This window comes from Erythrobacter sp. S57(2025) (assembly GCF_057365055.1).
This window is the reverse complement of sequence record NZ_CP200299.1, coordinates 948,319-961,125: the sequence shown is the minus strand read 5'-3', so window position 1 is coordinate 961,125 and position 12,807 is coordinate 948,319. Positions and strand designations below refer to the sequence as shown.

Sequence of the window (12,807 nt, the reverse complement as noted above, 5' to 3'; positions counted from 1 at the left end):
CCTTTACCCGATCACTCTTCACCCATCCGCAGTGCAGCAATAAACGCCTCCTGCGGGATGCTCACGTTCCCGTATTCGCGCATCTTTGCTTTACCCTTTTTCTGCTTTTCCAGCAGCTTCTTCTTGCGCGAGATGTCGCCGCCATAGCATTTCGCGGTCACGTCTTTGCGCATGGCGGCGATGGTTTCGCGCGCGATGATTTTGCCGCCAATGGCCGCTTGCACGGGGATTTTGAACAAGTGGCGCGGGATTAGGTCTTTTAGACGCTCGCACATGCCCCGCCCGCGCTCTTCAGCGACGCCGCGATGGACGATCAGGGAGAGTGCGTCGACAGGCTCTGCATTCACGAGGATGTTCATCTTCACAAGGTCGCCCTCGCGCAGGCCAATCTGCTCATAGTCAAATGAGGCATATCCACGCGAGATTGACTTCAGACGGTCGTAAAAATCGAACACCACTTCGTTGAGCGGCAATTCATATGTCACCTGAGCGCGTCCGCCGACATAGGTTAGGTCGGTCTGGATGCCGCGGCGGTCCTGGCACAGTTTCAGGATCGCGCCGAGATATTCGTCGGGCGTGTAAATCACCGCCTTGATCCATGGCTCCTCGATCATCTCGATCCGGTTCACATCGGGCCAATCCGCCGGATTGTGCAGCATCATCTCACGCGCATCTTCGTTCTTGGTCTTGCCCAATTGCAGGCGATAAACGACCGAAGGTGCAGTAGTGATGAGGTCCAGATCATATTCCCGGCTGAGGCGTTCCTGAATGATCTCTAAGTGCAAAAGCCCCAGGAAACCGGCGCGGAAGCCAAAGCCAAGCGCGGCGCTCGATTCCATCTCGAACGAGAAGCTGGCATCATTGAGGCGCAATTTGGCGATGCTTTCGCGCAGTTTTTCAAAGTCAGCTGCGTCTACAGGGAACAGGCCGCAGAACACCACGGGTTGCACTTCCTTATAGCCGGGGAGCGCATCTTGCGCCCCGCCCTTCACCGTGGTGATTGTGTCGCCCACGCGGGCCTGTTCAACCTCTTTGATCTGCGCTGTGATAAAGCCAATTTCGCCGGGGCCGAGCTCAGGCAAATCGGTGCGCTTCGGGGTGAAGCAGCCTACACGGTCGACAAGGTGCTGCGTGCCGCCTTGCATAAATTTGATGTTGAGGCCCTTGTTCAAAACCCCTTCGATCACGCGAACCAGAATGACAACGCCCAGATACGGGTCGTACCAGCTATCGACCAGGCTGGCTTTCAATGGCTTGTCCCGCTCGCCCGATGGTGGCGGGATTTTGGCGACGACCGCTTCGAGCACGTCTTCGATACCGATACCGGTTTTGGCTGACGTCATGACGGCTTCGGATGCGTCGAGGCCGATGACCTCTTCAATCTCTTCGCGCACGCGCTCTGGCTCGGCGGCGGGCAGATCGACCTTGTTGATGACAGGGACGATCTCGTGGTCATGCTCTATTGACTGGTAGACATTGGCGAGCGTTTGCGCCTCAACCCCTTGGGCGGCGTCCACAATAAGCAAAGCGCCTTCGCAAGCAGCGAGACTGCGCGAGACTTCATAGGCGAAGTCGACGTGGCCGGGCGTGTCCATCAGGTTTAGCTGATAGGTCTCGCCATCCTTGGCGGTGTAATTGAGGCGCACGGTTTGCGCTTTGATGGTGATGCCGCGCTCTTTCTCGATATCCATATTGTCGAGAACTTGCTCGGACATTTCACGCGCGGTGAGACCGCCGGTGAACTGGATCAAGCGGTCGGCAAGCGTCGACTTCCCATGATCAATATGAGCGATGATTGAGAAATTGCGGATTTTGGAGAGATCAGTCATTTGCGCAGCCGTTTAGCGGGCGCAGAAGCCAATGTCATTTAAGAAAAATGCAACTCACGTAAGGAACCTTTGCCAAGAGGCGATCAGGCCGCTTCGAACCGGGTTTGATCGGCATATCCAAATTGCGGGACGCTGCCGCTTTGACCCAGCGCACCGCCAGCCATTGCCTTGTAATCACCGGGCGCAAGCGCTGCGAGTGGTGCGCCCGCAGCCGCGAGCGCATATGGGCTAACCCGGTTACGCGTACACAATCCGCCAGCGCCATCATCGACTAATGGCTGTTCGAATTCGAGGCCCTGCGTATCGCCATTCGTGCGAATGACGGTTGCGACGGCCAGCTGCCCGCCGCCAAGGTCGACCACAAATTGCGTACCCTTTGGCACATCGGCCAAACCTTCGATCAGCGCGCCAGAGCGTGAAAGATTGCGCAACGTCACTTCGTAGGAGTGGTCATCGTGAATGACCTGAATCTTGCGGTAGACCGTGCGGCGACGCGCACGTTTCAGTCGGTCGCCGCTGGGCGCGATCTTCCAGCTGTCACCGATCAATTCGGTCTCGACGGTGTCACGGCTCACAGGGTCGGAGTAGATCGGCCCCTCCATGAATTTTACGCCGCACAATTTGAGCTGTTCGAACAGTGCCGTGCTTTCAATGCCGTTGGCAATCGTGTCCATTTCAAGCGCGCCTGCGAGTGCAACAATCGCCTTGATCAGACCCAAATCGCTGGTGTCATGCGCCTGCGCTTCGGCGACCAGTTTTTCATCAATCTTGATCGCGTCAAACGGGGCGCGGCGCAGATAGGCAAGCGAGGAATAGCCGCTGCCAAATTCATCCAGCGTCAAACGCACACCAAGCTTGAAGAGCTGCGCAAGCGTCCGGTCCACCGCATTGGTATCGCCGAAGAAAACCGCTTCGCTGATTTCAAGCTCGAGACGATTTGCCGCAAGATCGGCGTCCGAGAGAGCCTGTGTGACGACATCGACGAAACTGTCAGAGGCAAACAACGGAACCGGCACATTCACCGCAACACGAACTGTATCAGGCCAGCTTGCCGCGTGCGTGCACGCCTCACGAATGGCCCATGTGCCCACTTCGATTACCTGGCTTGATCCATCCAGGATCGAGGCAAATTCTTCCTCGTCAATCTCACCGCGCTGGCCGTGTTGCCAGCATATATGCGCTTCGAGTGCCTGCACCGTTTCGCTGTCTGCCGAAACGATGGGTTCGTATTTTAGGAACAATTGCTGTTCCTCAACAGCGGTGCCCAAATTCTCTTCGAGCCGGCGGCGGAACAGTGCTTCGTTTTCGAGTTCGCCTGAGAAGAAACGGTATTGCCCTCGCCCGGCATTCTTCGCGGCATAAAGCGCAAGGTCAGCTGAGCGCACGACTTCATCCACGCTCACACCATCATGCGGCGCAATCGCGATGCCCACCGAACAACCTATCACGCAGCGCCCTTCGTCGAGCGAGTAAGGTTGTTTGAGCATGGTGATGATCTTCATCGCGATCTCACCCAGCTCGCCGCGATCATCGATGTCGGGGATCATCACTTGGAACTCATCACCGCCCAATCGGCCAATCTCGCAACCAACTTCAATTGCGCGGTTCAGCCGGTCAGCCACTTGCTTGAGCAATTCATCACCAGCAGCATGACCCAGCGTGTCATTGACCTGTTTGAACTTGTCGAGATCGAGCATCATCACCGCGCAATTGCGCTTAGCCGCTTTAAACGCTGTCAGAGTGGAATCGATCATTTGCTTCATACGGTGCCGGTTCGATAGACCGGTCAGCGAATCGTATTTGGCGAGGCGTTCGGTTTCTTCCTCGCGGTGATATTCGTCGGTGATGTCAGCACCGGTGCCGCGGAAACCAGCGAACTTTTGACCGATGTAAGCAGGCTGCCCGGCTAGGCGGAGAACCGCACCATCGGGGTTTTTCTCCGCGCGCACGGCAAAGCCTGAAAACGCTTTGTGCGCGCCCAGCATCAAAGAGAGGGACTTGGTCCGACCATCGCGGTCCGCTGGCATGAACACGCCGGTAAGCGGTTTACCCAAGATATCGCCGAGCGGCACTTCGAGCCGCTGCGCAATCGCCGCGCTCAGATAGGTGAGATTGCCGTCCTTGTCGCTCGCCCAGAACCAGCCAAGGCCGGATTGCTCAAGCTCATCGAGCATGGCGAGCTTTTCGCCATCAGAAAGCGCGCTGGCAAACCGGCCCGCTTTTGATCCGCTCTTTGACAAGAAACCCTTCAGGGGCACCCGCGCAATCCTCTTAATAGCTCAATTCGTTGACGATCTTCACGTCATTGACCAGGCGTAAACCCGGTTGGTTATTTTTTGACTAAGATGAGAATAAAGACGTAAAGAATCCTGACAGTCCCCACGACCGCCCCTCCTCAATATCGCGATTTAGTGATGTGAATTAGTGACGGGCAATTTCAACTTCGACGAAGGCTTTCGGCGAGGTTCCAGGCCCCGTTGTAACGGCAACAACGGCTTCTTCGTTGAGAGATCGCAAGGGCCTGCCCGCCGCCTCAATTTGGTAAGGTGACACCCTGTGGCGGGTGCACAATCCGTCTGAGCCGTCGCTGATTAGCGGGGTCTCAAACTCGACCCCCTGACTAAAGCCCTCTGACCGACGAACCGTGGCAACCGCCAACTGTCCCCCGCCAAGGTCTAGCACCATATCTGTGCCGATCGGAACTTCGAGCAGCCCTTCGATTTTCGCGCCCGTTTTTGACAAATTGCGAAGGAAGACATTGTAGCGATGATCGCCGTGAATCAGGCCGATTTTGCGGAATTCAGTTCGCCTGTCAGAACGATATTTCTCTGGGCCTCGGGGCTCAAATTCCAGCTCACCTGCTTCAAGGCGTTCGAGCAATTCGTCGCTTGGGATAGCGCGGGAAAACAGCATCCCTTGAAGGTGCGTCACCCCCATATCGGTTACCGCGCGAAGTTCGTCCTTGTTCTCAACGCCTTCAGCAACGGTATCCATGCTCAAGGCGCGCGATAGCGAGACAACGGCGGCAATGATTGCACCATTATTGTTGTCCTCGGCCGTGCAGCCGCGCACAAAGCTTTGGTCGATCTTGATCTTGTCAAACGGCGCATCGCGCAAATAGCCGAGCGAGGAATAGCCTGTGCCAAAATCATCAAGCGACAATCTGACGCCCAATTCCTTGAGCTCTCCAAAGACCCGCAATGCCCGGTCAATGTCGCCGACAAAGACCGTTTCAGTTATCTCAAGCTCGATCTGAGCAGGATCAACGCCCGATGATTTGAGAGCTTTTTGAACCACTTCGACAAAGTCGTCAGAGGCGAATTGCACGGCCGACACATTGACCGCAGCGATAATGTCACCGGGCCATTCGACAATTGTGCGGCATACTGTGTTGAGCGCCCATTCACCCAGCTCACGGATGAGGCCGACTTCTTCAGCCACAGGGATAAAGTCAGCCGGTGAGATCATGCCGCGTTCGGTGTGGTTCCAACGCATCAAAGCCTCAACGCATTTCACCATATGCGTTTTGGCATCGACGATGGGTTGGAAGTGCATTTCCAGCTCATCACGGCCAATCGCATCGCGCAGATCGGATTCGATCTGGTGACGGTGGCTGGCCCGGTCGCGAAGATCGCTTGAGTAGAAACGGAATTGCCCGCGCCCACCGCCTTTTGAGGCATAAAGGGCAAGGTCAGCGGCTTTGACCAGCTCTTCATCATCAACACCGTCAAACGGTGCCACAGCGATCCCAACAGAACAGCCGATAATGGCCCGCATTCCATTGATCGAATAGGGTTGTGAGACCATTTGGATCACACGGTCAGCATATTCGCCCAACACGCCGCGATCTTCGACATCGGGCATGATGACTTGAAATTCGTCCCCACCGATCCGGCCAATCTCTACGTCATCGCCAAGGATGCGTTTTAGCCGTGCGGCAACCTGCTTGAGCAGCTCGTCACCTGCGGGGTGCCCCATCGTATCATTGACTTGCTTAAACCGGTCGAGGTCAATCTGCATCATCGCGCAGGACCGTTTCGAGGTTTTGAACGCAGTCAATGTCGCGCCCAATTGCTGCGACATGCGGTGACGGTTGGAGAGGCCCGTTAATGAGTCAAAGCGAGAGAGTTTTTCTGCGTCACGCTTGCTCGTGTAGGAATCCGAAACATCGCGTGCAATGCCGTGATAGCCTTCGAAATCACCGTTCTTTCCGGTTTGCGGCACACCTGCAATTTCCCACCAAGACTGAGTTTCACCCATGCTTAGCCGGACGATCACAGGCTTAATTGAGTTACGCGCTGCCAGTTGGAATTTGAGCGGCCTTTCGTGCCCGGCATCATCGCCATCTTCAAGCGGCAGGAACACCTCAGTGATGCCATGCCCGACGATGTCATTGACAGATTTGCCAATCCGCTCGGCAGCGGGCTCAGAAACATAGACAATGCGGCCACTGGCATCGCTTGCCCAGAACCAGCCGAGATTGGATTTCTCAAGGCTCTCCAAGAGTTTCGCACGGCTCGAGTGGCCAAACGACTTCACAGGCGCGGTTGATGCACCTGTCCCGTCCGCTTGTCCCCCAGTTATCCGCGAAAGAAACCCAGTCATTAACTCAATTGCTCCGAGTGCACTTGCGGTTTCCTTAGTGCGCAAAGGGTGAAGGATTGGATAATTTTTCTTAACCACATGTCCGAACATGTGCGCAGGTCCGCTTTCGCCCGGCACAGCGCGCTGCTCACCCAAACGTCACCTTGCCAATTGGCAAAATGCAGGCCATTTATTGCTGTGCAAATGTGGCGATAATCAGCACATGCGAAGGGGATAAATCGGATGGCTCAAGGCGGCGTAAAGCTAGAAAACGAAGCGGCTCAATCAACCAGCGCATTGGGGCCACTCGTTGGCGTCGCAAGAGAAGACTTTGTTAGCGCGGTTGCAGTTTTGTTGCGCGAAACCGCCTCTGATCCGCAGCGCATCATGAAACACGCGCAGGTAATGGGCGAGGACATGGTCAAGATCATGACCGGGAAAAGCGATCTCGCGCCCCACCCTAAAGACAAGCGCTTTCAAGACCCCGCCTGGCAGTTCAACCCATTTTTCCGTGCTGGTGCGCAGTATTACCTTGCGGTGCAAAAGGGCATGAGCGCTTGGCTGGAAGAACTGGAGTTGGACGAGCTAGAACGCAACCGCGCCAATTTCATCTCGAATATCATCATCGACAGTCTGGCTCCCACCAATACGCTGATCGGCAACCCGATTGCGCAAAAGCAGATCATCAATTCGGGCGGCCTGTCGCTGATCAAAGGCCTGCAAAACGCCTATAACGATATCGTCCATAATAAGGGCATGGTGAGCCAGGTCGACAAGCGTCCGTTCAAACTGGGTGAGAACATTGCGACTTCCAAAGGCAACGTCGTCCACCGCACTGAGATGTACGAGCTGGTCCACTACGCGCCGACAACAGACGAGGTATATGAAACCCCGCAGCTGACGATCCCGCCACAGATCAACAAGATGTATATCAACGACCTCTCGCCAGAGAAGTCGATCATCAAATGGCAGGTCGACAATGGCATGCAGACCTTCGTGATCTCTTGGCGCAACCCGTCCAAGGATCAGGGCCACTGGGACATGGCCGATTACATTGCGAGCTGCGAAGAGGCGCTTGAAGTGGTGTCGGAGATTTCGGGCTCGAAAAAGGTCAATGTGTCCGCAGGCTGTTCAGGCGGGCAAACCGCATCAGTGCTCGCATCAAAGCTGGCGGCGACCGGCAACGATGTCCTTGGCACGCTCACATTGATGGTGTGCGTGCTGCATCCAAAGCAAACCGATATCGAAGCCGGCTCATTGGTCAGCGAAAACGGTATGAAGCTCGCGCGCCAGCGCGCTGCGAAAAAGGGCATTATCAAGGCAGATGATCTGGCGCGCGGCTTTGCATGGCTGCGCCCGAATGATCTTATTTGGAACTATGTGATCAACAATTACCTGCTTGGCATGGACCCGCCCGCCTTTGACGTTCTGTATTGGAATTCAGACGCGACGAACCTGTCATCTAGCCTGATGGGTGACTTCCTGACCCTGTATGAAGAGCTCGCCTTTTCGACGCCGGGTGAGACCGAGATGGCCGATCATAAGGTTGACCTCACCAAAGTCACCGCGGACCTCTTCATTCTAGGCGGCGTGACCGATCACATCACCCCTTGGAAAGCGACCTATCGTTCGACCCAATTGTTTGGCTCCAAGAATGTCACATATGTCCTTAGCCAATCAGGCCATATGCAAGCGATCCTTAATCCGCCCACCAACCCCAAAGCCAAGTATTTCGTGCAGAAGAAGCGCGGGAAACTGCCCGAGACCGCTGATGAGTGGCTGCAAGGCACCGAAGAGGTGAAAGGCAGCTGGTGGCCTTATTGGATGGAATGGATCCAAAAGCGCTCTGGCAAAAAGGTGGCAGCGCCAGCAGAGGTTGGCAGCAAAGCCTATCCCCCGCTCGAAAGCGCCCCCGGACTCTACGTCGTCGAAGAAGTCTGATACACGCACTCGCTAAATTGCTGTTTTACAGTTTATGGGAGGCACGTCTCGCGAGGGATCTACGAGGCGTGTCCCCCACCCAATGCAAGAGCCCATGTGAGGGATCGTCATGGGCCAAAAAAGGACGGGTTTAACGTGAGCGAAGTGATGGACGGCGCAGTCGTCAGCATGGAAGAAGTGGGCGGTCGGACGCTACGGACTGCTACATGGAGGCTGAATGAGCCTTCCGAACATTTGCCAGTGCTGTTTTTCAACGGGATTGGCGCAAATATCGAAGCGGTGGCCCCACTCGCACAGACGCTGACAGAGCGTCCTTTCATCATGTTCGATATGCCCGGTGTGGGCGAATCGCCTGATCCGTTGCTGCCCTATAATCCCTTCACGATGAGCTGGACTGCTGCGCAGCTGCTCGACAAGCTGGGCGTGGATGATGTTGATGTGATGGGCATTAGCTGGGGCGGCGGCATGGCGCAGCACTTTGCCATGCAGCACGCAGCGCGCACCCGCCGGGTTGTGCTGATTGCGACCAGTGCTGGCATGCTGATGATGCCGGGCAGCCCCAAGGCGCTGACCAAAATGGCCAATCCGCGCCGCTATATTGATCCCGAATTCATGATGAAGAATTTTGAGACACTGTACGGCGAAGGTCTGGGCAAATCGCAGGGCAAAGGCGGCCATATGTCACGTCTCAAGCCCCCTTCCCCGCGCGGATACATGTATCAGCTGCTTGCCATGCTCGGCTGGACCAGCGCACCGGCTTTGCCGTTCCTGCTCAAGCAAGAAACACTGATCATGATGGGCGACGATGATGCGATTGTCCCGCTCACCAATGGCAAGTTTTTGAACATGCTGATCCCGAATAGCGAGCTGGTTGTGATGGAAGGCGGCGGACACTTGTTCCTGCTTAGCCATAAGGATGAAAGCGTTGATGCGATGCGCGATTTTCTTGATCGTCCGGCGACCAAAGAGGAAAAACAAGCGGCATAATATGCGTTGAGTATGCAATGAGCCGACCGCCCAAAACAGGCGGAGGCGAAAGGGGAGAATTGCGATAGCGACGGTGTCACCACAGGCGAAAACCGTCTCTGATCGCCCTCATCGCGGCACCGGCGGCGCTTTGGATAAAACCGGCTTTGCCTGGGCAGTCTTCGAATGGGCGCGCAATCCCTATTACATCCTGATCGTCATCTATATTTTCGCGCCCTATTTTGCGCGCGATATCATCGGGGCTGACCTTCTCGCGAGTGGCCAATTGGACGGCCTCCCCGCAGACGAGGCGCGGCAAACCGCCAATGCGCAAGGGCAAGCAACGATCGCTTCCGTCACAAAATGGGCTGGGTTGATCGCCGCGCTCACCGCGCCGTTTTTGGGCGCAGCGCTTGATCGCGGAGGGCGGCTAAAGCCGCTTTTGGCCCTATTCCTCGGCAGCATTACGATTTGCTCTGCGATGCTGTGGTTTGCACAGCCGGGCGGCGCCGGTCTGCCCGTTTGGGCGATCATGACGCTGCTGGTGATCGCCTATGTCAGCTACACCTATTCCGAAGTCACCCACAACGCGATGCTCTCTGTGTCCGGGGAGCCAGAGCGGCTGTCGATGATCTCCGGGCTTGGCCTTGGCCTGGGTAATCTGGCCGCGGTTCTGATCTTCGTCGCAATCGCGCTGCTGTTCATTTTGCCCGGCGCAATCCAATGGCCTTTTGCACAGCCGCAATTCGGTTTTGACCTTGCGAGATTTGACCATGCCCGCGCCGTTGGCCCGATTTGCGCTGTTTGGCTGGCGCTGTTTTCGATCCCCTTCTTCCTAAATGCCAAGGACCCCGGCGTGGCAGGCGCGAGCTGGCCAACAGCTTTGGTCACAGGGTTCCAATCAGTTGTGAAGACCGTGCGCGAGGCGGCGCAATATGCGCAATTGATGAAGTTCCTGATCGCGCGAATGCTCTACGCCGATGGCATGGCCGCCTTGCTGGCATTGAGCGCGGTCTATGTCGCGCTGTTCCTCGATTGGGGTTTCCTCGACATGCTCTGCTACGCCATTTTCGCATCAGCCTGGGCGTTTTTGGGTGGCATTTTCGGAGGCTGGCTCGATGGGAAGGTCGGCGTGAAGAATGCGCTTATCATTGAGATATTGGGCATGGTGGTAGCCTTCTCCCTCCAGCTTTCGATCACGCAGGACACATTGTTTTTCGGCACGATAGCGAATTATCAGGTGTGGGACGGACTGGTGTTCCAATCCCTGTCAGACCTTGCCTATCTCGCCCTTGTCAGCGTGGTTGCGGTCACTGCCACGGCAAGCATCTCATCAAGCAGAGCAATGCTGGTGACGCTCGCTCCATCGGGTCGCAGCGGAGAGTTTTTCGGGCTTTATGCGATTGCGGGCACGATCACGGTGTGGATGGGGCCGCTGCTGGTTGAGATCTTCACCACCACGTTCAACGATCAACGCATCGGCATGGCGTCAATTTGCCTGTTATTTGCGAGCGGGCTTGCGGTGCTGCTATTTGTTAAGATGCCAAAGCGGGCTTAGCCGCTCACAGTTGGGGCACCCAGCTTTCCAAGATCGCATTGACCTCCTCGGGCGCATCCTGTTGCACCCAGTGGGATACGCCCGGCAAACGTTTGAGGGTTAGGTCGCTGACCCACTCCTGCGCTCCTTGCGTGCAATGAATGCCCAGCGCGACGTCTTCCTCCCCCCAGATCATCAGTGTCGGAATATCCACCCTGCCATCACCCAACATACCCGGATTGGCGTGACGCAAAGCGCGGTAATAATTGACCATTGCGCTTGCCGCATAGGGACGCGCGGCGGCGGCGTTGTAAACCGCCTGCACTTCCGGTCCGAAGCGTTCCGGATTGCAGCTGGTCCGCTCAAACACGCGGCCAATCGCGGTTCCGCCCCCGCGCATCAGCAGCTTCTCTGGCAGCCAAGGCAGTTGGAAGAAATAAATGTACCAGCTGCGCCTAATCTGCCGCCATTTCTTCGCTTCACGGCGGAAGACTTTGGGGTGTGGCAGGTTCATCACTACCAACCGTTCCAAGGGGCGCAGCTTCATAATCGCGAACATCCATGCAATCGCCCCGCCCCAATCATGCGCAAACAAAGTCACCTTGCTTGCCCCGCTCGCATCAATCAGATCGGCCACATCCTGCGTGAGCTTTTCGAGGGTATATTCGCGTATCCCCTTTGGCCGATCGGTCGCCCCATAACCTCGTAAGTTTGGAGCCCAAACGCGGTAGCCTTTGGCCGCGAGCAAAGGAATCTGGTGACGCCAGCTGTAATTGAGTTCGGGAAAGCCGTGGAGGCAGAGTGCCAAATGGTCGCCGCCTCCCGCCTCAGCGACCTCGAATGTCAGCCCTGCGGTTTCGACGAATTTGACCGCGATGCCGCTATCTTCAGGCGGGGTCCAACTGGGCGTACGCTCCATCAATTACTCCCCGCCAGCTCGCGATACACCGCAAAGGCCGGCCTCGGGCAGACGGCCCGCCGCTTCGAGTGCAGAGGCCGCTTCGCGCGGGCGGTCGGTCGCGATAATATCCACCCCGCCCTCACCCAGCTCAGCGTAGCGCTCGTCCGTGCCGAAGCGCGCAAACACATTGTCGAGGGAATTGGGCGAGCGGCCAAGCGTGCCAAAGATCACTTCAACATCCTCGCTGTCGAGCTCCCGGTAGACATCAGGACGCGGCAAGCGCGTGCCGGTGAAGGCGACAATACGGTCCTGCGGAATGCCAGCGGTCGTCGTCGCGACCAGCTCACCCAGATGATCTACTGATGCAGAGATCAGCATTTCAGGCGCCAGCTCATTGAGCAGAGAGGCTGCTCCGATCGAATAGGCGATCAGGATCACGCTATCGCCCATATCAGCGGCGCGGATGGCGTTGATCACAGTTTCGTAGTCAGCAGTGCGTTTGAAATCGATCTGGAGCACTGTCTTGCCCTTTGCCCATTCGAGCGTCGCTTCCAAGGTGGGCACGCGATACGGCGTCACCCAGCCCGCCCCATCCACCAATTGCAATTGGGAGACCTCGCTCCACGGCACATCGGTCACATTCCCGCTGCCCGTTGTCGTGCGGTCGAGCGTGCGGTCATGCATCAGATAGTGCACGCCGTCTGGGCTTTGTGCGACATCCACTTCCATCACCGCCGGGATTGCGGTGAGCACCGCGTCCATCGTCTCAATCGCATTTTCAGGAAGGCCCGGTGTTGGCCCGCCTCGATGTGCAGAGATCAGCGTGCGACCCGCCTCTTCGTGGCAATCAAGCAGCGCGGACAGGTCGCCGTTTGCGTTGATCTCCCACTGGCCCACTTCGACCTGAGCAACCGTCGGGGCAGCGATGAGAGAGGCGGCGGCGCAAACCAGCATTGAACGCGCAAAAGTCTTCATGAGGGTGATTCTCCTGTTCTGGCGCCCTTCCTAGCGGTCTTGCGCTGGACAGTCAGGTTGCAATGTGAGACCTT

Annotated in this window: 8 protein-coding genes; 3 read left to right on the top strand and 5 right to left on the bottom strand. The window is 56.7% G+C overall.

Going from position 1 to position 12,807, the window contains the following annotated elements:
* Positions 1 to 11: 11 nt before the first annotated feature.
* The 3 genes from lepA to AC0V6N_RS04620 all read right to left on the bottom strand — a co-directional run bounded on the left by lepA (position 12) and on the right by AC0V6N_RS04620 (position 6,434).
* Positions 12 to 1,829: a translation elongation factor 4 gene (gene lepA, locus AC0V6N_RS04630; RefSeq protein ID WP_486170420.1), complete on the bottom strand. Its 1,818-nt coding sequence runs from the start codon at positions 1,827 to 1,829 to the stop codon at positions 12 to 14.
* Between the two features lie 83 nt (positions 1,830 to 1,912).
* Entirely contained in the window at positions 1,913 to 4,087 is a 2,175-nt protein-coding gene (locus AC0V6N_RS04625) for an EAL domain-containing protein (RefSeq protein ID WP_486170419.1), read from the bottom strand.
* A 163-nt stretch (positions 4,088 to 4,250) separates the two neighbouring features.
* The gene (locus AC0V6N_RS04620) at positions 4,251 to 6,434 is read right to left on the bottom strand and encodes a putative bifunctional diguanylate cyclase/phosphodiesterase (protein ID WP_486170418.1); all 2,184 of its coding nucleotides are present in this window, start codon (positions 6,432 to 6,434) and stop codon (positions 4,251 to 4,253) included.
* 222 nt (positions 6,435 to 6,656) lie between these two features.
* Between AC0V6N_RS04620 and AC0V6N_RS04615 the strand changes: the two genes are divergently transcribed.
* The 3 genes from AC0V6N_RS04615 (at position 6,657) to AC0V6N_RS04605 (ending at position 10,878) form a co-directional block, all read left to right on the top strand.
* Positions 6,657 to 8,354, top strand: a complete 1,698-nt coding sequence (locus tag AC0V6N_RS04615; protein WP_486170417.1) for an alpha/beta fold hydrolase — start codon at positions 6,657 to 6,659, stop codon at positions 8,352 to 8,354.
* Between the two features lie 135 nt (positions 8,355 to 8,489).
* Positions 8,490 to 9,341 carry an alpha/beta fold hydrolase gene (locus AC0V6N_RS04610; RefSeq protein WP_486170416.1) on the top strand — a complete coding sequence of 284 codons (852 nt, stop codon included), beginning with the start codon at positions 8,490 to 8,492 and terminating at the stop codon, positions 9,339 to 9,341.
* A gap of 73 nt (positions 9,342 to 9,414) precedes the next feature.
* Complete coding sequence (locus AC0V6N_RS04605) at positions 9,415 to 10,878, top strand: MFS transporter (RefSeq protein WP_486170415.1); 1,464 nt, start codon at positions 9,415 to 9,417, stop codon at positions 10,876 to 10,878.
* A 4-nt stretch (positions 10,879 to 10,882) separates the two neighbouring features.
* Here the strand turns inward: AC0V6N_RS04605 and AC0V6N_RS04600 are convergent, their stop codons facing one another.
* Together AC0V6N_RS04600 and AC0V6N_RS04595 are read right to left on the bottom strand one after the other, a co-directional pair.
* Positions 10,883 to 11,776 (bottom strand): alpha/beta fold hydrolase, encoded by an 894-nt coding sequence (locus AC0V6N_RS04600; protein WP_486170414.1) that lies wholly within the window; start codon positions 11,774 to 11,776, stop codon positions 10,883 to 10,885.
* A 3-nt stretch (positions 11,777 to 11,779) separates the two neighbouring features.
* Entirely contained in the window at positions 11,780 to 12,733 is a 954-nt protein-coding gene (locus AC0V6N_RS04595; RefSeq protein ID WP_486170413.1) for a glycerophosphodiester phosphodiesterase family protein, read from the bottom strand.
* Between the last annotated feature and the right edge of the window lie 74 nt (positions 12,734 to 12,807).